This window comes from Amycolatopsis thailandensis, assembly GCF_002234405.1.
Taxonomy (GTDB): Bacteria; Actinomycetota; Actinomycetes; order Mycobacteriales; family Pseudonocardiaceae; genus Amycolatopsis; species Amycolatopsis thailandensis.
This window is the reverse complement of the sequence record NZ_NMQT01000104.1, coordinates 48,987-68,598: the sequence shown is the minus strand read 5'-3', so window position 1 is coordinate 68,598 and position 19,612 is coordinate 48,987. Positions and strand designations below refer to the sequence as shown.

At 68.7% G+C, this 19,612-nt stretch carries 16 protein-coding genes; 9 read left to right on the top strand and 7 right to left on the bottom strand.

Annotated features, from left to right (window positions below; genetic code table 11):
• Positions 1–21 precede the first annotated feature (21 nt).
• Together CFP71_RS29460 and CFP71_RS29455 are read left to right on the top strand one after the other, a co-directional pair.
• A complete protein-coding gene (locus CFP71_RS29460) occupies positions 22–822 on the top strand; it encodes an SDR family oxidoreductase (protein WP_093937217.1) in 801 nt (266 codons plus the stop codon).
• 2 nt (positions 823–824) lie between these two features.
• The gene (locus CFP71_RS29455) at positions 825–1,790 is read left to right on the top strand and encodes an aldo/keto reductase (RefSeq protein ID WP_093937216.1); all 966 of its coding nucleotides are present in this window, start codon (positions 825–827) and stop codon (positions 1,788–1,790) included.
• A gap of 339 nt (positions 1,791–2,129) precedes the next feature.
• Here the strand turns inward: CFP71_RS29455 and CFP71_RS29450 are convergent, their stop codons facing one another.
• Positions 2,130–2,816 (bottom strand): TetR/AcrR family transcriptional regulator, encoded by a 687-nt coding sequence (locus tag CFP71_RS29450; RefSeq protein ID WP_244199878.1) that lies wholly within the window; start codon positions 2,814–2,816, stop codon positions 2,130–2,132.
• Positions 2,817–2,872: 56 nt separating this feature from the next.
• On the opposite strand from CFP71_RS29450, the gene CFP71_RS29445 reads away from it, so the two are divergent.
• Entirely contained in the window at positions 2,873–4,072 is a 1,200-nt protein-coding gene (locus CFP71_RS29445; RefSeq protein WP_093937214.1) for an oxygenase MpaB family protein, read from the top strand.
• Positions 4,073–4,153: 81 nt separating this feature from the next.
• Here the strand turns inward: CFP71_RS29445 and CFP71_RS29440 are convergent, their stop codons facing one another.
• Positions 4,154–6,730 (bottom strand): glycoside hydrolase family 3 protein, encoded by a 2,577-nt coding sequence (locus CFP71_RS29440; protein WP_093937213.1) that lies wholly within the window; start codon positions 6,728–6,730, stop codon positions 4,154–4,156.
• A 167-nt stretch (positions 6,731–6,897) separates the two neighbouring features.
• Entirely contained in the window at positions 6,898–7,113 is a 216-nt protein-coding gene (locus CFP71_RS29435; protein ID WP_093937212.1) for a hypothetical protein, read from the bottom strand.
• 141 nt (positions 7,114–7,254) lie between these two features.
• On the opposite strand from CFP71_RS29435, the gene CFP71_RS29430 reads away from it, so the two are divergent.
• A complete protein-coding gene (locus CFP71_RS29430) occupies positions 7,255–8,049 on the top strand; it encodes an NmrA family NAD(P)-binding protein (RefSeq protein WP_093937211.1) in 795 nt (264 codons plus the stop codon).
• Positions 8,050–8,699: 650 nt separating this feature from the next.
• Here CFP71_RS29430 and CFP71_RS29425 read toward each other — a convergent pair.
• The gene (locus tag CFP71_RS29425) at positions 8,700–9,170 is read right to left on the bottom strand and encodes an RrF2 family transcriptional regulator (protein WP_093937224.1); all 471 of its coding nucleotides are present in this window, start codon (positions 9,168–9,170) and stop codon (positions 8,700–8,702) included.
• A gap of 114 nt (positions 9,171–9,284) precedes the next feature.
• Between CFP71_RS29425 and CFP71_RS29420 the strand changes: the two genes are divergently transcribed.
• Positions 9,285–10,016 (top strand): SDR family oxidoreductase, encoded by a 732-nt coding sequence (locus CFP71_RS29420; protein ID WP_093937210.1) that lies wholly within the window; start codon positions 9,285–9,287, stop codon positions 10,014–10,016.
• A 105-nt stretch (positions 10,017–10,121) separates the two neighbouring features.
• Here the strand turns inward: CFP71_RS29420 and glpD are convergent, their stop codons facing one another.
• From glpD to CFP71_RS29405, 3 genes are read right to left on the bottom strand one after another with little or no spacing between them, the layout of a single operon-like run.
• Positions 10,122–11,834: a glycerol-3-phosphate dehydrogenase gene (gene glpD / locus CFP71_RS29415; RefSeq protein WP_093937209.1), complete on the bottom strand. Its 1,713-nt coding sequence runs from the start codon at positions 11,832–11,834 to the stop codon at positions 10,122–10,124.
• A 5-nt stretch (positions 11,835–11,839) separates the two neighbouring features.
• Complete coding sequence (gene glpK, locus CFP71_RS29410; protein WP_093937208.1) at positions 11,840–13,357, bottom strand: glycerol kinase GlpK; 1,518 nt, start codon at positions 13,355–13,357, stop codon at positions 11,840–11,842.
• A 9-nt stretch (positions 13,358–13,366) separates the two neighbouring features.
• Positions 13,367–14,188 (bottom strand): MIP/aquaporin family protein, encoded by an 822-nt coding sequence (locus CFP71_RS29405; protein WP_093937207.1) that lies wholly within the window; start codon positions 14,186–14,188, stop codon positions 13,367–13,369.
• Positions 14,189–14,339: 151 nt separating this feature from the next.
• Between CFP71_RS29405 and CFP71_RS29400 the strand changes: the two genes are divergently transcribed.
• From CFP71_RS29400 to CFP71_RS29385, 4 genes are all read left to right on the top strand, one after another.
• Positions 14,340–15,107: an IclR family transcriptional regulator gene (locus CFP71_RS29400; RefSeq protein ID WP_093937206.1), complete on the top strand. Its 768-nt coding sequence runs from the start codon at positions 14,340–14,342 to the stop codon at positions 15,105–15,107.
• A 13-nt stretch (positions 15,108–15,120) separates the two neighbouring features.
• Positions 15,121–17,073 carry a glycerol kinase GlpK gene (gene glpK, locus CFP71_RS29395; protein ID WP_093937205.1) on the top strand — a complete coding sequence of 651 codons (1,953 nt, stop codon included), beginning with the start codon at positions 15,121–15,123 and terminating at the stop codon, positions 17,071–17,073.
• A gap of 160 nt (positions 17,074–17,233) precedes the next feature.
• Positions 17,234–17,503 (top strand): hypothetical protein, encoded by a 270-nt coding sequence (locus tag CFP71_RS29390; RefSeq protein ID WP_093937204.1) that lies wholly within the window; start codon positions 17,234–17,236, stop codon positions 17,501–17,503.
• Positions 17,504–17,842: 339 nt separating this feature from the next.
• Positions 17,843–19,417, top strand: a complete 1,575-nt coding sequence (locus CFP71_RS29385) for a purple acid phosphatase family protein (RefSeq protein WP_244199877.1) — start codon at positions 17,843–17,845, stop codon at positions 19,415–19,417.
• Positions 19,418–19,612 lie beyond the last annotated feature (195 nt).

Sequence of the window (19,612 nt, the reverse complement as noted above, 5' to 3'; positions counted from 1 at the left end):
CGAAATAACCATGGAGCGCATGTGGAAGTGACAGGACGAGTCGTCGTGCTGACCGGCGCGGCACACGGTATCGGCGCCGCCATGGCCCGGCGGTTCGCCGCCGAGGGCGCCGCCGGAGTGGTGGTCTCCGACCTCGACCTCGAGACCGCGGAGAAGGTCGTCGCCGAGATCACGGCCTCGGGTGGTGCCGCGGTCGCGCGCCACGCCGACGCGTCGTCCAAAGAGGACTTGAAGATGCTGGTGGCCGAGGCCCGCACGGAGTTCGGGCCGGTGGACCTGTTCTGCTCCAACGCCGGCGCCGCGTTCGGCACGGGCGTGCACGCCGCCGACGAACAGTGGTCGCGGTCGTGGGCGATCAACGTCATGCAGCACGTGCACGCGGCGCAGGTCGCGCTGCCGGCGATGTTGAGCCGGGGTCACGGATATCTGCTGATCACGGCCTCGGGAGCGGGTCTGCTGGGCACCCCGGGCGACGCGCCGTACTCAGTGACCAAACACGCGGCCGTCGGGCTCGCCGAATGGCTGGCCATCACCTACCGGCCGCGCGGGGTGCGGGTCAGCGCGCTGTGCCCGCTCGGCGTGCGGACCGCGTTGCTGGAGCCGGGGATCGCCGCCGGGCATCCCGCCGCGCTCGCGATCGCCGCCGCGGCGCCGCTGCTGGAACCGGAGGACGTCGCGGAGTCCGTCATACACGGCCTGGCGTCGGAGGAATTCCTGATCCTGCCGCACGAATCGGTACGGGAGACCTACGCCCGCAAGGCGGCCGGTCTCGACGAATGGATCGACCGCACCATCCTCGAAACCGGCGCGCGGAAGAGGTGACCATGGAGTACCGCAGGCTCGGCGCTAGCGGGTTGTCCGTCAGCGAGGTCTCCTACGGCAACTGGCTCACGCACCGCGACGGCGCGGAATGCGTCCAAGCCGCGCTGGACGCGGGCATCACGACCTTCCACACCGCCGCCGCCTGGGACGGCGGCGCGGCCGAAGAGAACCTCGCCGCGGCACTGGGCCACGCGCGCCGCGACGATCTCGTCCTGTGCACCGGCGTCTTCTGGCCCGAAGGCCCCGGTGTCAACGACGCGGGCCTCAGCCGCAAGCACCTGACCACGTCACTGCACGGATCGCTGCGGCGCCTGCGCACCGACCACATCGACGTCTATCAACTGTTGCGGTTCGACTACCGCACCCCGCTGGAGGAGACGTTCCTCGCGCTTTCGGATCTGGTGCGGCAGGGGAAGATCCTCTACGCGGGCACCGCGGAATGGACCGCGGAGCAGTTGCTGGAGGCCCGGCCGCTGGCCGAGCGGTACGGCGTCCCGCTCGTGGCGAACCAGCCGCACTACTCGATGCTGTGGCGGGTCGCCGAGGCCCAGGTGATGCCGGTGTGCGAACGCGCGGGGATCGGCCAGTTCGCTTCGGTCCCGCTCGCGCAGGGGGTGCTGACCGGCAAGTACCGGCCGGGCGAGATCCCGCCGGACTCGCGGGCCTCGAAGGCGGGCGACGCCCGGCCGCTGCTCCTGCCGGACCTCCTCGACCGCGTCGCCATGCTGCGCGGCGTCGCCGACGAGGCCGGGCTGACCATGGCGCAGCTGGCGCTCGCGTGGACGTTGCAGCACAACACCGTCGCGTCGGTGGTGACAGGGGCGAGCAATGCCGCCCAGGTGACCGAGAACGCGAAGGCGTCCGGAGTGGTGCTGGACCTCGACGCGCTGACGCGGATCGATCACCTCCTGGGGAGTTTCGTGCAGACGGATCCCCGGCTGACCTGGTCGCCGCCGGCGAGCATCTGACCTGCCGAGCGGTTTCGCGTGACCGGTGGGACGACACGCGGCTGGACTCGGCGGTGGCCGCGTGTCGTCCGTCTGATCACACGTGTCGTCCGCTCAGTCACGCGAAAGTGCCGGTTCGGCTCGTGTGGATCGAGAGTTTCGAGTGTTCTGAATGTGGCTTTCGCAACATTACGAGGCCGGTCTCGACGATGACAGGATCCGCCCAGTGCTGGACGCGCTGAACAGCCTCGTCTTCGGCTCCCTGCTGCTGAGGACCGCCGGCTTCACCAAGGTGTGCACGGGCGAAGCCGAACGGGAGCAGGAGGAGCAGTCCTTCCGGCGGATCGGCCCGGCGGTCCCTCAGCGGCCTGGTCTCGGCCGCAGCATCGGCACCAGGAACCGCCTAGCCACCTCGCGGACCTGCTCGTCGTCGTCGAGGTCGACGACCCGGCTGGGCGTGACGAGGAACGAGGCGGAGACCCGGGTCATCAGCTCCGCGACGAGTTCGACGTCGACGTCCTCCGAGACGTTGCCGGCCTGCTGCTCGCGGCGGAGCTGGCCCGCGACGAACCGCTGGACGGCCGCCAGCGTGCCGCCGCCGTCGCTGACCATCGACGGGACGAGCACGTCGGGCTCGACGGCCATCAGCCCGCCGATCAGCGGGTTGCGCCGGATCGCCCCCAACGCGCTCGCGAAGCCCAGCACGACCCGGTCCGCGGCGGTTTCGGCCTGCTGGATGTCGAGCAGGAACTGGTCGAAGTAGCGGCGGAACTCGCGGCGCACGACCTGTTCGACCAGGGCGTCCTTGGTGGCGAACCGGCGGTACGCGGTGATCCGGGAGACGCCCGCGCGGCGCGCGACGTCCTCCATCGTCGAGCGGCGGATCCCCATCCGGCAGAACTGTTCGTAGGCGGCGTCGAGCAGCCGGAGCGCGGTCTCGTCGCTCTCGTCGGCGCGTTCGAGCGCGTCGGCGAGCGCGCGCTCCAGCAAAGAATCCGGGTCTGGCGCCTTCGCGATGATTGTGCTCTCCTTGATACGCGGTTGCACTACTTGTATCACAGTATCAACCTGCAGGTCCGGGACTCAAGGAGGAGTACTGGCGCATGACCGAACTCAATCGACGCAAGATGCTGATCGTCAGTGGCGGAGCGACCCTCTTGGGAGCCATGGGGATGGCCCAGCCCGCCTGGGCGTGGAGTCCGAGCGGTTCGGTGGCCGGGACGGGGGCGGGCACCGATCCGAAATGGGTGTGGGATGCCGAAGCCGATCCGGTGCTCGCCGCGGTTTTCGACCGGGGGCAGGTCGCGGCGGTCAACCAGGCGCTGCGAACGTGGACCAGGAACGACCAGCCGACCCCCTCCGGGCTCCCGCCGGACCTGCGGGATTTCGTCGAGCACGCGCGGCAGCTCCCTTCATGGGCCGATCAGTCCAAATTGGACGCGGCGGCGGATTTCATGAAGGTCAGCGGGCGGTTCGTCAACCTGCTGAACGGGCTCGGCGGCGGGATGCTGAGCACCGCCATCCCCAACGAGGCGAGGGCGGTTTACTACTCCAAGGGCGGCGCGGACATGAAGGACCGCGTCGCGAAGACCGCCAAGCTCGGCTACGACGTCGGTTCGCTCAACGCCTACCGGCCCGACGGCCAGATGATCGTCTCCGCGGTGAAGACCCGTCTGGTGCACGCCGCCGTCCGGCATCTGCTGCCGCAGTCGCCACACTGGCAAGAGGGCATCCCGATCAGCCAGAACGACATGCTGGTCACCTGGCACACCCTGCCGACGTACACGATGCGCAAACTGACCGACTGGCGTGTCCGGGTGTCCTTCGCGCATTCCGCCGCGTACCTGCACAGCTGGCAAGTGACCGGGCACATGCTCGGGATCCGCGACGAGTACCTGCCGTCCACCTGGGACGCGGCCTACGCGCAGTCCAAGCAGGTGCTGGACCCGGCGATGGGCCCGACCCGCGAGGGCGTCGAGCTCACCGACGTCCTCCTCGACATGCTCGCCGAGCAGACCAGTCCCGGCCGTGTCGACCGGCCGATGGTCAACGCGCTGGCGCGCTACATCATCGGCGACCGGTTCTCCGGGTGGAACGGGATCCCGCGCGAACCGATCTGGGATCCGTTGGTCGGCACGGCTTTCCCCGCGCTGGTGGCGTTCCACGAGAAGCTCATCCCGCTGCCGCTGGTGCCGCAGGCCGCCTGGGTGCTGGACGAGGCGATCCGGCGGTACATCCGGCTGTGGCTCTCGGAGGGCAGGCCGGTGAACATCGAGATCCCGGACATGAACCGGCCCTCCTGACGCGGAACGTCATGAGGGGTCCCCATAGGACACTTTTCGTCCTATGGGGACCCCTCATGACAAACTGGCGCGACTACCCGCTCAGTTCAAACTGGAGCAAGGCCTCGCATCGGGATCCTGCGCCCCCTTGGGCACCCACCGCACGTTCGCGAACGAAGCGGAGAACTTGCCGTCGGTGTACACCAGGAACGGCGTGTTGACGTTCTCCAGATCCAGCCCGTTCGCGAAGCACGACACCGGGATCTTCACCGTCGACTTCGGCGCGCCCGCCAGATCGGTGAACAGCTTGGTCGCGTTCACCTCCGAGAAGCACGGGTAGACGCAGTGCATGCTGATCACCGTCCGGTTGGCAGGCGCCTCGTGCACGATCGTGTCGAACTCCAGTGCCGCGTCGGCGTTCAGGTACCCGCGCAGATCGTTGGTGCCGGCCGGGTTCTGGAAGTAGAGCTGGGCCGGGCCGGTGCCGGTCCAGGTCGACTTGAGCCCGTCCTGCTGCACGTTGACGTCGGACTGCACGACGTTGATCTCGGCGTGCGAGGCGGTGCCGTCGGGGCCGATCTCGGTGCCGCCCCAGTTCTGCGCGGAACCGATGAAACCCTTGTACGGCGCGACATCGGTGCGGTTGAACACCTCGAGGTCCTCGGTCGCGGTGCCGCCGCCACCGGTCGAGCCACAGGCCACCGGGCCGACGGTTTCGTCCAGCTGTCCGATGGTGACACGCTGGCCGGTCTTGAGGCCGTAGCCGAGTTTGAACAGCGGGTCGTAGTCCGCCGAGCCCGGATTCAGCGGCGTCTGGCACGCGCTCTTCGGCCACGAGTACGACAGGGTGCCCTTGAAACCGCCCTTGACGAGGACGTCCGCGACGCCGCCGCCTTCGGTACCGGGCAGCCACGCCGCCACGAACGCGTCGGAGCGGTTGATCTCCTTGTTCATGTACAACGGGCGGCCGCCGACGTAGACGGTGACGACCGGAGCCCCCTTGCCGCGCACCTTGTCCAGCACGGTCAGGTCTTCGGGGTAGAGCTTCGAGGCCTCCAGCGTCTTGCGGGTCAAGTCGCCGACGCCTTCCGCGTACGGGGTCTCACCGATGACGGCGATGACGGCGTCGTAGCCCTTCGGGTCGGTGTCGCCCTTCTCGTCGAAGGTGACATTGACGTCGCCGAGCTGCTGCTTGAGCCCGGAAAGGATCGACGTGGCGTTCGGGAAGTCGGCGTTGGTGTTGCCGGTCCCCTGCCAGCTCAGCGTCCAGCCGCCGGTCTGATTCTGGATGCTGTCCGCGCTCTTGCCGACCACCAGGACCTTCGACTTCGGCTTCAGCGGCAGCACGTTCCCGTTGTTCTTCAGCAACGTCTGCGACGAGCGAACGGCGTCGCGCGCCAGCCAGGTCTCCTTCAGCGCCTCGTCGGAGTTCGCGTAGGAACGGTCCGACGGCTTCTGCGACTCGTACAGCCCGGAGCGCAGCTTCACGCGCAGGATGCGGGTCACCGCGTCGTCGATCCGTGAAATCGGGATCTGGCCGCCGTTGACCTGCGCGACGGTGCTGGTGATGAACGCCTTCCAGTCGTTCGGCACCATCACGATGTCGATACCGGCGTTGATCGCCTGCGGGCACGAGGAGTTCGTGCAGCCCGGGACCTGGCCGATGCCGTTCCAGTCGGACACGACGAGGCCGTCGAAGCCCATCTTGCCCTTGAGGATCTGGTTCAGCGCCTTGTCGCTGCCGTGCAGCTTGCCCTCGTTGATGCCGAGTTCCGCGTTGGTCCAGCTGTTGAACGACACCATCACGGTCTGGGAGCCCGCCGCGAGCGCGCCGTAGTAGCCCTGTCCGTGGAGGTTGATCATCTCGGCCTCGGACGCCGGGTTGACGCCCTGGTCCTGTCCCTTGAGCGTGCCGCCGTCACCGATGAAGTGCTTGGCGGTACCGATCACCCCGTTGTAGCCGATGCGTTTGGTCGAGCCGTCCTGGAGGCCGTTGATCGCCTCGTAGCCGTAGGCCCGGGTGATCCGTGGGTCCTCGGAGAACCCTTCGTAGGTGCGGCCCCAGCGGTCGTCCTGGACGACGGCCAGCGTCGGCGCGAACGCCCAGTCCTGGCCGGTGGCGCGGATCTGCCGGGCCGTCGCCGCGGAGACGTCGCGCACCAGGCACGGGTCGTGCGCCGCGCCGAGACCGATGTTGTGCGGGAAGACGGTGGCTCCGTACACATTGTTGTTGCCGTGCACGGCGTCGATGCCCCAGATCACCGGGATCTTCGTCCGGCTGGTCTTCGAAGCGTCCCAGTAGGAGTCGGCGAGCTTCAGCCAGTCCTGCTGGGACGCGTGCTTGTTCTGGCCCGGCCACGAGCCGCCACCGTTGAGCACCGAGCCGATGGAGTACTGGCGGACCTCGTCGGGGGTGATCGCGGCGATCTCGGGCTGCGTCATCTGCCCGACCTTCTCCTCCAGGGTCATCCCCTTGAGGATCTCGGCGATCCGCTGCTCGTCACCGGCCTTGCCCTTGAACCGGCTCTCGACCTTCGGCCAGTCGGCGAGGGTCGGCAGGCTCTTCTCGATCCGGGCACATCCGTCCCGGTCGAGCGCTGGCTTCCCGATCACGGGCTGCTCGGCGGCGACGGCGGCGGGCGTGGCCACCAGGGCCCCGCCGAGCAGGGTGAGACTCATCAGGGCGACGAGCGGACTTCGGCGCGCGCGAGGACGTCTTGCCATGGTCTGGTCCATTCTGCGGGAGGCGGGGACCGGCCGATCCTCACCGGACCCGACGACGCCGTCAAGAGTTTCCGGCCGGTACGGGGCCTGTTAATTTTTGCCATAAACTAAGACTCGACAAGTCACCCGGCCACGCGCCGCCGATTGCGCCGCTTGGCGGTGTACGGCAGCGCGAACAGGTAGAGCCCGCTGAACATCAGCAGAAAGAGCGGCGGCAGGGGTGTGTAGAGCACCCACTGGGCCGAGCTGCCCAGCGCCACGACGACGAAGCAGACGATGACGGTGGCGACGAAGACGAGGGACGTCCACCGGTGGAAGGTGCGGATCCGCTTGCTCACGAGAACCTCCTGGAGTCGGTTTGCCTGTGGCGAAGACGCTAGGGATTCCGCGGACACCGGCGCTTCTCGATTCCTGACCGGCTCACTTGACCTCCACATTACTTGAGCTTTTACCTTCGCGGAAAACGAAGGGAATCACCCATGACCGTCTTGGTAACCGGGGCCACCGGGAACACCGGCCGCCACGTGGTGGCCGAACTCGTCCGCCGAGGGGAACGCGTCCGGGCACTCAGCCGGAACCCGGCCGAAGCCCGGCTTCCGGCGGGTGTCGAGGTGGTGCGAGGCACGCACACCGAACCGGAGACACTGAGTTTCGACGGTGTCACCCGGCTGCACATCACCGTGACCGCGGGGCTCGCCGACGTCGGCGCGGACCTGGTCAAGCGCGCCGTGGACGCGGGCGTGCGGCGGATGACCATCGTGTGGGGCGGCTACGTCGGGCCGACGGAACAGGCCATGGCCGAGTCCGGGGTGGAATGGACGCGACTGGAGCCCCAGGAGTTCATGTCCAACGCTCTCACCTGGGCCGATTCCGTCCGCGGCGGCAACGTGGTCCGCGAACCCTTCGACCTCCCCAGCGCCGTGGTGCACGAGGCCGATATCGGCGCGGTCGCCGCCACGGCGCTCACGGAGGACGGACACTCGGGCAAGGTCTACAACCTCACCGGACCGGAATCACTGACCACGCGCGACCGGATCGCGATCCTCGGCGCCGCCCTGGGCCGCGACATCGGCCTGGAACAGATCACGCGGCAGCAGGCTGTCGACCGGCTGCTGGCCGACGGCGTGTCGACGGCGGACGCCGAGTACGTGATCGGCTGGCACAGCGACCCGCCGACGGAGGCGAGGACCGTGGACCGCACGGTCGAGAAGGTGCTCGGCCGTCCGGCGCGGACGTTCGCGCAGTGGGTCGGCGAACACGTGGACCGGTTCTAGGCCTTGTGGGGTGCTTTGGCCCGGAGGGCGAAGTCCGTGAAAGCCTCCTTGCCTCCCCTGAAGGTCAGGGTCGCGGCAAAGTCGCCTCTGCGCTGGTCAAGGAGGTTGTGAAAGCCACTTTCGCAACGTTGAAGGTTGCGAAAGTGGCTTTCGCGACGCGGCGCCCTGAGTCCCTGAATGCCCACGGCCGCCGGACCGGCGCGATCCCGACACCCCACTCACGCGCAGATCGGCCCAGGTGGTCGTGAGTGGCGGTTCCGCGGCTGACAGGGCGCGACGATGTAGGAATTGGGACGTTGAACGTCCCAATTCCTACATCGTCGCCAGGGACGAGGTGACGGGGGAAGATTCCGGACGCTCAACGGCCGGAATCCTTCCCCGTCGACCACACCGGCCCCAGCACCGGCATCACTCGACCGCCAATCACACCAGTGGGTAGACAATACGAGTCCGCCAGAACACGAAACGCCACTCACGACACCCGCTTACGCGACTTTGCCGAGACCCTGACCTTGAAAGTAGAGAAGGAGGCCTTCACGGCCTGGCGTAGGCCATCGCCTTCCGCCGGGTCGCCTTCTCCGGTCCCTGTTCCCAAGGTCGCCGAGCCCACGCCACCTTGACTTAGCCCTCGAAAGAACGACCCGAATCGCTCACGAGTCCTTGAACCAGGCGCCGATCCCCGCCAGGGCGCCCGGACCGTAGTCACCCCGGACGCCGTCGGCCAGATCCGCGATGGAGACGGCGCGCAACGCCGCCCGCCATTGGACTTCGGCGTTCGCCATCGCGCGGCTGATCGCACACGGCGCGGTGCACGCCTCGGGCGGCGTCGCCATCGGGCCGCGCTGCCGGATCTCGGTGCAGATGAAGGCCGGGCCGGGCCCGTCGATGGCCTCGACGACGTCGAGCACCGTGATCTCCGAAGCCGGCCGGGTGAGAACGTAGCCGCCGGCCTTCCCCTGCACCGATCGGATGAGGTCGGCCCGCGAGAGGGCCTGAAGCTGCTTCGCGAGATAGCTGGGCGAGACGTCGTGAAGCTGCGCCAGGCGCGCGGCGGGCGCGGGCTCGTCGACCGAGGTCAGCACGACACAGCAGTGCAGGGCCCACTCGACCCCACCGGACATCTTCACCCGGATGACTCTAACTCGCCCCTTGACTCGGACACAAAGTGTCTGAGTATTATCTCGGACATGAGGTGTCCGAGTTAGCGGGCACCCGTCGAGGAAGGGCACAGGGTCATGAAATTCGCGATCATCGGCGGGACCGGGCTGATCGGTTCGCAGGTCGTGCGGAACCTGAACGAAGCCGGGCACGAGGCGGTACCGCATTCGCCGTCCACCGGGGTCGACCTCCTCACCGGCCAGGGCCTGGACGCCGCGCTCGACGGCGCCGACGTGGTCGTGAACCTCACGAACTCGCCGACCTTCGACGACGCCTCCCCCGCGTTCTTCCGGACGTCGATGGACAACCTCGTGGCCGCGGCGAAGAAGGCGGGCACGGGGCACTTCGTGATCCTGTCGATCGTCGGCGTCGACCAGGTCCCCGAGCTCGACTACTACCGGGCGAAGACGTTGCAGGAAGACATCCTCAAGAACAGCGGGATCCCCTACTCGATCGTCCGCGCCACGCAGTTCATGGAGTTCGTCGACGCGGTGCTGTCCTGGACCGCCGACGAGAACACCGTCCGCCTACCCGGCACGCCGATCCAGCCGATCGCCGCGGCGGACGTCGCCGCCGCGGTTTCCGAGGTCTCCGCGGGAAAGCCGCTGAACGGCACTCTCGACGTCGGCGGCCCGGACGTCTACCCGCTGGACGAACTGGGCCGGATCACCTTGTCCGCCAAGGGGGACACGCGTTCGGTGACCAACGACGAGACCGCGGGCATGTTCTCCGCCGTCAAGGGTGACGTCCTCACCACCAAGGACGGCGCCCGCATCGCCGCCACCCACTACCTGGACTGGCTCAAGTAGCCGGAGGGCTGAAGGGAACCATGCCCGCATGTGACGCGACGAACGGGCCCTTCGCCGCGTCACATGCGGCGAAGGGCCCCTTCAGCCCACGTCAGCTCTCGTGAGTCAGCTGGGCAGCAGAGCGGGGGCGGCCAGACGGCTGGCGTTCGCCGCCTCGTCGTCCGGCTGGGCCTGGGCGGAACGCTCCGCCTCGACCCGCGCCAGATAGTTGGCGACCTCGCGCTCCTGCTTGTGCGAGTCCCAGCCCAGCAGCGGCGCCATCAGCCCGGCCACCACCGGCGCGGCCGTCACCCCGCGGTCCCGCTCCTCGATGGAGATCCGGGTGCGGCGCGTCAGGACGTCCTCCAGGTGCAGCGCGCCTTCGTGCGAGACGGCGTAGACGACCTCCGCCTTGAGGTACTCCGCCGTTCCCGGGATCGACTCACCCAGTTCGGGACGCTCCGAAATGGACTCCAGGATGTCGTCGATCGCGGTGCCGTAGCGCTGGAGCAGGTGCTCGATCCGGCGAATCGGCAGCCCTGTGCGCTGGACGAGCGCGTGCCGCGAGCCCCACAGTTCGTGGTAGCCCGTCGCGCCGACGATCGGGAGCCGCTCGGTCCACGACGACGGCGCCGGACGGCCGAGATCCTCCACCGCGACGTCGACCGCGTCGGCGGCCATCACGCGGTACGTCGTGTACTTGCCGCCGGCCACGATCACCAGGCCCGGCACCGGATGCGCCACGGCGTGCTCCCGCGAAAGCTTCGTCGTCGCCGTCGCCTTCGCGGCCAGCAGCGGCCGAAGCCCGGCGTACACGCCCTCGATGTCATCGGCGGTGATCGGCGTGCGCAGGACCGCGTTGAGGTGCCCGAGCACGTAGTCGACGTCCGCCTGGCTGGCCGCCGGGTGCTCGCGGTCGAGGTCCCATTCGGTGTCGGTGGTGCCGACGATCCAGTGCCGTCCCCACGGGATGACGAACAGGACGCTCTTCTCGGTACGCAGGATCAGCCCGGTGTCCAGGTCGATCTTCTCGCGCGGCACCACCAGGTGGATGCCCTTCGACGCGCGCACGGTGAACGGCGCGGGGATGCCCGCCGCTTCCGCCATGTCGTCGCTCCACACGCCGGTGGCCGCGACGACTGTCTTCGCCCGGACCTCGATCTCCGCTCCGCTCTCGCGGTCGACGACCTTGGCGCCGACGACGCGTTCGCCGTCCCGGATCAGGGACGTCACCCGGGCTCGGGTCAGGACCGAGGCGCCTTGCTCGGCCGCGGTCCTCGCGATGGTCATCGTGTGGCGGGCGTCGTCGACTTGGGCGTCGTAGTACTGGATGGCGCCGATCAGGGCGTCGTCGGCGAGGCCGGGGGCGACCTTGCCCGCGCCGCGCTTGGACAGATGCCGGTGCCGGGGCAGCGCGCGAGCCCCGCCGAGGGTGTCGTAAAGCGTGACACCCGCGCCGATGTACCCGCGCTCCCAGACCCGGTGCTTGAGCGGCACCAGGAACTTCACCGGCCGCACCAGATGCGGCGCGAGGGTCTGCAGCAGCAGGCCGCGTTCCTTCAGCGCCTCGCGCACCAGCTTGAAGTCCAGGTTCTCCAGGTAACGCAGGCCGCCGTGGATCAGCTTCGACGACCGGCTGGACGTCCCGGCGGCGAAATCGCGGGCCTCGACGAGCGCGACGGAGAGCCCGCGCGACGCCGCGTCGAGCGCGACGCCGGCACCGGTCACTCCCCCGCCGACGACCAGCACGTCGATCTCTTCGCGGGCGAGCTTGCGCAGGGTCTCGGCACGGTAGACCGGGGAAAGCGGTACGGGTGTCACTGTGTTCCTCCTGTTCATCGGGCTCACTCGACCTCGACCCAGTCGAGCGTGCGGCCGACGGCCTTCTGCCAGCCCGCGTAGCCCACGGCGCGCTGTTCGTCCGTCCAGGACGGCTCCCAGCGCTTGTCCTCGTTCCAGTTCTGTTCCAGCTCGTCGGTGGACTTCCAGAACCCGACGGCCAGGCCCGCCGCGTAGGCGGCGCCGAGCGCGGTGGTCTCGGCGACGACCGGCTTCGACACCGGTACGCCGAGGATGTCGGCCTGCAGCTGCATGCAGAGTTCGTTCGCGGTCACGCCACCGTCCACCCGCAACACGTCGAGCGTGACGCCCGAGTCGTTCTGCATGGCCTCGACGACGTCGCGGGTCTGGTAGCAGATCGCTTCGAGCGTCGCCCGCGCCAGATGCGCGTTGGTGGTGGCGCGGGTGAGGCCGACGATCGCGCCGCGCGCGTCCGAACGCCAGTACGGCGCGAAAAGCCCGGAGAACGCGGGGACGAAGTAGACGCCGCCGTTGTCCTCGACCTGGCGGGCGAGGCTTTCGCTCTGGGAGGCCCCGCTGATGATGCCGAGCTGGTCGCGCAGCCACTGCACGGCGGAACCGGTGACGGCGATGGAACCTTCCAGCGCGTAGACCGGCTTCTCGTCGCCGAACTGGTAGGCCAGCGTCGTGAGCAGCCCGTGCTTCGAGCGGACGACCTCGTGGCCGGTGTTGAGCAGCAGGAAGTTGCCGGTGCCGTAGGTGTTCTTGGCCTCGCCGGGGCGGAAGCACACCTGGCCGACGGTCGCCGCCTGCTGGTCGCCGAGCACGCCGGTGATGGCGACCTCGCCGCCGAGCGGGCCGTCCGCGCGGGTGACGCCGAAGTGGCCGTTGTTCGACGACGGCCGGATCGACGGCAGCATCTGCTTGGGGACGCCGAAGAACGACAGCAGTTCGTCGTCCCACTCCAGCGTTTCGAGATCCATGAGCATGGTGCGCGACGCGTTGGTCGGATCCGTCACGTGCACGCCGCCGTCGGGGCCGCCGGTGAGGTTCCAGATCAGCCAGGAATCCGTGGTGCCGAAGAGCGCGTCGCCCTTCTCGGCGTCTTCGCGGACGCCGTCGACGTTCTCCAGGATCCATTGCAGCTTGCCGCCGGAGAAGTAGGTGGCGGGCGGCAGACCGGCCTTGCGGCGGATGACGTCGCCCTTGCCCGCGCGTTCCAGCGCCGAGGCGATCCGATCGGTGCGAGTGTCCTGCCACACGATGGCGTTGCAGTACGGCCGCCCGGTCCGGCGGTTCCACACGACGGTGGTCTCACGCTGGTTGGTGATGCCGAGCGACGCGAGGTCCGCGGCGGTCAGCTTCGCCTTGTTGAGCGCGGTGGCGATGACCGAGCGGGTCCGCTCCCAGATCTCGGTCGCGTCGTGTTCGACCCAGCCCGGCTTCGGCAGGATCTGCTCGTGCTCCAGCTGGTGGCGGGCGATCTCGTTGCCGCCGTGGTCGAAGATCATGAACCGCGTGCTGGTGGTGCCCTGGTCGACGGCGCCGATGTAGTCAGGCATGGTTTCTCCTTAGGAAACGCGCTCGATGTCCTTGGCTGGCAAAGCTTCCGGTGCCGGGTCGGTGGGCAGGTAGCGCTCGATGAAGAACTTGTAGATCGCGCCGCCGATGACCGCGCCGACGATCGGGGCCACGATCGGGATCCACCAGTACGGATAGCCGTACTGGTCGGTGAACGCGGTGTCGTAGCCGGTGAGCCAGGACATCAGCCGCGGGCCGAAGTCGCGGGCGGGGTTGATCGCGTAGCCGGCGTTGGTGCCCCAGGCCATGCCGATCGCGACCACGAGGAAGCCGACGACGACCGGGGCGAGGTTCGCGGCGGGCGCGGTGTTGCGGAGGTCGGTGATGGCGAAGATCACCAAGGCGAGGATGGCGGTGCCGATGATCTGGTCGCGGAACGCGCCCCAGTCACCCACCGGAAGGGTTCCGTTACCCGGAAGGGTGGAGAAGACGCCCTGAGTCTTGATCGTCAGGCCGGGGTCGGCCGCGTTGAGCACCTCGGTGTAGTTCCAGCGCACCAGCAGCGCGCCGAGGAACGCGCCGGCGGTCTGCGCCAAGGCGTACGGCGCGACCTTGCGCCACGAGAAGCCCTTGAACACCGCGAGCGCCACGGTGATGGCCGGGTTCAGATGCGCGCCACTGATCCGTGAAGCCACGTAGATCCCCAGCGTGACGCCGATCCCCCACGCCCACGCGATGCTGTCGTGGTCGCCGATGCCCGCCGCGACGACCTGTGCCACCACCCCGCAGCCGAACAGGATGAGGATCATCGTCCCGACGAACTCCGCCGCCAGTTCGCCCGCGAGTCCGCGAGCCTTGAGGTTTCGCACCATTGCTTCCTCCACAAAGGACACCGTTGCCCTGTTGAGGCCGAAGTTAAGTTCGCGGAAACCCGGGGTCAACGGACGCCGGTCGGCATTGTCGAACGCCGGAAGACGATGTTCGACATTGTCGAATCAGGGCCGGTCGGGCTACGGTTGAGCCGTGCCCGGTCCGATCCAGTCCATCGAGCGCGCCGCCGCGATCCTGCGGTTGCTGGCGCGCGGTTCCGGCCGTCTCGGGGTCGGCGAGATCGCCGATTCCCTCGAACTCGCCAAGGGAACGGCGCACGGGATCCTGCGAACCCTGCAAGGGGTCGGCTTTGTCGAACAAGACCGTGACACCGGGAAATACCAACTGGGCGCGGCGCTGCTGCACCTCGGCACGAGCTACCTCGACGTCAACGAACTCCGGTCACGCGCGATCAACTGGGCCGACGCGCTGGCCGCGCGCAGCGGTGAAGCCGTCCGCATCGGAGCACCGCTGGAGGGCCGGGTCCTGGTGGTGCACCACGTTTTCCGGCCCGACGACAGCCTGCAGACGCTCGACGTCGGCACGCTTCTCCCGCTGCACGCGACGGCGCTCGGAAAAGTGCTTCTGGCCTACGACACCGGTCTCGTGGCATCGTTGCGCACCGGCGGGCCGGAGGCCTACACCCGCCGGACCCTGATCACCCAGACCGCGATCAAACGCGCCTGCGGCAAGGTGCGCGAGGCGGGCTGGGCGAGCGAGAACGGCGAAATGATCTCCGGCGAGGCCGGGATAGCGGCGCCGATCCGCGGGCACGGCGGCATCGTGGTCGGCGCGATCGGGGTGTCCGGCGCGGCGGACCGGATCTGTGAAGCCGACGGCAGCCCGATCCCCCGGCTGCTCGGCCACGTGCGCGACGCGGCACGGGCGGTCTCCCGCGATCTCGGCGCGTCCCGATGGTGATGGAGGTGCTCGCGTGGTCCAGCGCTACGTGATGTCGATCGACCAGGGCACCACTTCGACCCGGTGCATCCTGTTCGACGCGCGCGGCAGGCTGGTGTCGGTCGCCCAGCGCGAACACCAGCAGCACTTCCCCCGGCCGGGCTGGGTCGAACACGACGCGACGGAGATCTGGCGCAACGTCGGCCGGATCGTGCCGCAGGCGCTGGCCGACGCGGGAGCCGAACCGGCGCAGGTGGTCGGGCTCGGCATCGCGAACCAGCGCGAGACGACGGTGCTGTGGGACAGGCACACCGGCAACCCGGTCGGGCGCGCGATCGTCTGGCAGGACACTCGCACCGACGCGATGCTCGAACAGCTCGCCCGCGAGCCGGGCGCGGATCGCGTCCGCCGGCTGTGCGGGCTGCCGCTGGCCACGTACTTCTCCGCGCCCCGCATCCGCTGGATGCTCGAAAGGACCCCCGGCCTGCGGGAACGCGCCGAGCGCGGCGACGTCCTGTTCGGGACGGTCGAGAGCTGGCTGATCTGGAACCTGACCGGTGGCCCGGAGGGCGGCGTCCACGTCACCGACGTCACCAACGCCTCGCGCACCATGCTGATGAACCTGCGGACGCTGTCGTGGGACGACGAACTGCTGGAGTTCTTCGACATCCCGCGCGCGATGCTGCCCGAGATCCGGCCCTCGACCGAGGTGTACGGGACCACGTCGCGGGTGGTGCCGGGCATCCGGATCGCGGCGGCGCTCGGCGATCAGCAGGCGGCGTTGTTCGGCCAGACCTGCTTCGCGCCCGGTGAGGCGAAGTGCACGTACGGGACGGGCAGTTTCCTGCTCCTCAACACCGGCCCGACACCGGTGCATTCCACGCACGGCATGCTGACCACCGTCGGGTTCAAGATCGGCGACGAGCCCGCCGTGTACGCGCTCGAAGGGTCGATCGCGGTGACCGGATCGCTCGTACAGTGGTTCCGGGACGGGCTGGAGCTGATCGGCTCCGCGCCCGAGATCGAGACGCTGGCCCGGACCGTCGAGGACAACGGCGGCTGCTACATCGTGCCCGCCTTCTCCGGCTTGTTCGCGCCGCACTGGCACAGCGAGGCCCGCGGCGTGATCGCCGGGCTGACGTCGTACATCACCAAGGGGCACCTGGCCAGGGCCGTACTGGAGGCGACGGGCTGGCAGACTCGCGAGGTCGTCGACGCGATGAACGCCGATTCGGGGCTGGCGCTGTCGACACTCAAGGTGGACGGCGGGATGACCGCGGACAACCTGTTGATGCAGTTCGTCGCCGACGTCCTCGACGTGCCGGTGGTCCGTCCGATGGTCGCCGAGACGGTGTCGCTGGGCGCGGCGTACGCGGCCGGGCTGTCGGTCGGGTACTGGCCGGATCTGGAGGGGCTGCGCCGGAACTGGCACCGGGCCGGGCAGTGGCTGCCGTCGATGGATCCCGCCCGCCGCGACAGCGAGTACGCCCACTGGCGTCAGGCCGTGGAACTGACGTTCGGCTGGATGCGACCGGGACCGGCGGCCGCTCCCCCCGGCTCCGACCTGGTCGAGGTCGTGCTGGCCGATCACCGCCGGATCGAACAGCTCTTCCGGGATCTTCGCAACGACGAGGCCGACCGGCCGGCGCTGGTCGCGGAGCTGTCGGCGTCTCTGGTCGCCCATGTCACCGCGACGGAACGGATCATCCGTCCTGACCCGACGGAGAGCGGTTTCGCCGCCGAGTTGCTCGCGGTACTGGAATCGGACGACTTCGAAAAGGCGTTGGAAGCACTGGAGAATTCGGTGGACACGCATATCCGCGCGGAGGAACGCGGGCTGCTGAACACACTCCGGCGCACACTGTCCACTTCGGACCGAACCGGCCTCGGCCGGGCGTTCGTCGCGGAACGGCAGCGGCAGCTGGACCTCGACTGCGGGTCGGTCGCACACGTCCGGGAGCAAGGCGCGCGGCTGAGGCTTTCGTGACGTGCTAGCCTTTCGCCGTGCGCCGCTTCACTCGACTCGTAGTCAAGCGCGCCGGCTGAACCAGGTCGCCGGCGCGCAATCCGGCGACCCCTCGACACGGGGCATCTCCCGGGACCTGGCCCTCCATGGCCTGTTCGCTTCCCGCCTTTGGAGACCCACGATGTCGCTCACCACTTTCCAGGTTCCCGCCCCTCGCACCTCCATGCTGGTCCGCCGCCGGATCGCCACCTACTTCGTCGGCGGCGTCGACCAGATCCCCGGCCTCGTCGACTCGCTCGGCTGCCTGGTCCACGACCTGTCGCTCGACGTGCGCGACGGGGTCCGCGAAAGCACCATGACCTGCGCCGTCCTGATCGCGGAAGACGAGGTCGAGCCGCTGCTGGACCGGCTGCGCGGCCTGGACGCCGTCATGTCCTCCGAACTGGTGTGACTCGCGCCGGCTCGAGCGGGTGACCAGGCACCGTACTCGCGTGCTCGAACCCGGATCTCGCGTGCTTGGAGACGTGACTCGCGTGATCAGCGGCGGATCTCGCGTGCTCAGACGCCGCACACCGAGATCGCCGTCTGAGCACGCGAGTTCCGCCTTCAATCACGCGAGTTCCGCCTTCAAGCACGCGAGATCCGGGGTTGAGCACGTGAGTCACGCCCGCTTGCACGGTTCCATGCAGGCCGCACCAGCCTCTTGACTTAGTTAGGAAGCCTTCTTAACTTCAATTTTATGGCCGAAACTCCCCGGAACAGCAGGTCCCAAGCCTATCGTCGGCTCAGCTTGGCCGAGAAACACGACAAGTTCGTCAATCAGTACTCGCGGCGGACACTGTTCCGGGTGGGTGCGGTCGGCGGCGCGGCGCTCGCCGCCGGAGGCGTCCTCCTGCCCGGCGTCGCCGCGGCCTCCCCCGGACCGACAGGACCGGCAGTGCCGGCAGGACCGACGGTGCTGCTCAACGCGGACAAGGTCGCGGGTTCGGCGCTGCGGCCGTTCGGGCGGCACATCGCCTACGGGGCCGACCCGTCCCAGCAGGTCGTGGTCTCCTGGCAGGTGCCCGCGGCGGTGACCGCGCCGTTCGTCCGGATCGGCACGGTCCCCGGCGACTTCAGCTCGCCCATCCAGGCCGAGGTCCGGGCCCTGACCAGCCAAATGTCCTGGCAGCACCCGGTCGAGGAGTACCCGCCGAACAGCCCGAAGTCGATCACGCAGTACTACCTCCACGCCCGGATCGACCGCCTCCTGCCCAACACCACCTACTACTACGTCGTCGGCCACCAGGGTTACGACCCCGCCACCAGGCTCGGCGAGATGGCGACCTTCCGCACCGCCCCGGCAGCGGGCGGCGACGGCACGTTCTCGTTCACCGCGTTCGGCGATCAGGGCGTCGGCTACAACGCCGTCGCGACCAGCAGCCTGATCGCGGGCCTCGACCCGGCCTTCCACCTCGCCATGGGCGACCTGAGCTACGCGCTCGAAGGCGAGGGCGGGCACCCGGAGGAAGACCAGTACGACGCCCGGCTGTGGGACTCCTTCTTCGTGCAGAACGAACCGGTCACCGCCGGGATCCCGTGGATGATGGCGCTCGGCAACCACGAGATGGAGGGCTGGTACTCCGAGGACGGTTACGGCGGCGTGCGGGCGCGCTTCACCATGCCGGACAACGCCTGGGACGGCTCCACCTGCATCTACTCCTGGCGCTACCAGAACGTCGGCCTGATCAGCCTGGACGGCAACGACGTCTGTTACAACAGCCCGTCCAATCTGGACTACACCAAGGGCAAGCAGCTCAAGTGGCTCGGCAAGACACTCGCCGCCTTCCGCGCCGACCCCACGATCGACTTCATCGTCGTCTACTGCCACCAATGCACGTACTCCACCTGCCATTCCAACGGCGCCGAACTCGGCGCGCAGAAGGACTGGGCCCCGCTGTTCGACAAGTACCAGGTCGATCTGGTGCTCAACGGGCACAACCACATCTACGAGCGCACCGACCCGATCCGCGCCGGCAAGGCCGTCAAGAAGGTGCCCTCGCGCGGGACCACGAACCCGGTCAAGGACGGGACGACCTACATCACGGCGGGTGGCGGGGGCGGCAGCGTCTCCGAGTTCCCGGCGCCCGACACCTATCTGGGCCATGAGACCAGCAACGACTCGCCGGTCCCGATGAAGTACTCGGAACGGGACGGCCAGGACCGCACCAAGAAGGTCACCTGGTCCCGTGTCCGGTTCCGCGGCTACAGCCTGGTCGCGGTCGACGTCATCGCGGGCACGGGCACCACACCGCCCAAAATGGACGTTCGCGCGATCAGCGCCGACGGCACCCTGGTCGATCAGATCATCGTGCAGCGGTCCTGACCCGGCGGCGGCGCCCGGCACCGCCGAGCACGGGGGCCGCCGCCTTCCCCGCATCCACCGGGAAGTCGGTCCACATCGGCCGATCGGCCGGTATCCGGCCACCATTTCCGGCCCGGTTTCCGAAGCGCCGAAACGGTTTTCGTGCGGTCCACCGCTGTTACATCTTCATGACACGACCGAGACGGGACAACGATG

Coding starts and splice junctions, on each gene's coding strand:
- CFP71_RS29455 (WP_093937216.1), top strand. CDS start 825: ATGGAGTACCGCAGGCTCGGCGCTAGCGGGTTGTCCGTCAGCGAGGTC.
- CFP71_RS29445 (WP_093937214.1), top strand. CDS start 2,873: ATGACCGAACTCAATCGACGCAAGATGCTGATCGTCAGTGGCGGAGCG.
- CFP71_RS29440 (WP_093937213.1), bottom strand. CDS start 6,730: ATGAGTCTCACCCTGCTCGGCGGGGCCCTGGTGGCCACGCCCGCCGCC.
- CFP71_RS29430 (WP_093937211.1), top strand. CDS start 7,255: ATGACCGTCTTGGTAACCGGGGCCACCGGGAACACCGGCCGCCACGTG.
- CFP71_RS29425 (WP_093937224.1), bottom strand. CDS start 9,170: ATGTCCGGTGGGGTCGAGTGGGCCCTGCACTGCTGTGTCGTGCTGACC.
- CFP71_RS29420 (WP_093937210.1), top strand. CDS start 9,285: ATGAAATTCGCGATCATCGGCGGGACCGGGCTGATCGGTTCGCAGGTC.
- glpD (WP_093937209.1), bottom strand. CDS start 11,834: ATGAACAGGAGGAACACAGTGACACCCGTACCGCTTTCCCCGGTCTAC.
- glpK (WP_093937208.1), bottom strand. CDS start 13,357: ATGCCTGACTACATCGGCGCCGTCGACCAGGGCACCACCAGCACGCGG.
- CFP71_RS29405 (WP_093937207.1), bottom strand. CDS start 14,188: ATGGTGCGAAACCTCAAGGCTCGCGGACTCGCGGGCGAACTGGCGGCG.
- CFP71_RS29390 (WP_093937204.1), top strand. CDS start 17,234: ATGTCGCTCACCACTTTCCAGGTTCCCGCCCCTCGCACCTCCATGCTG.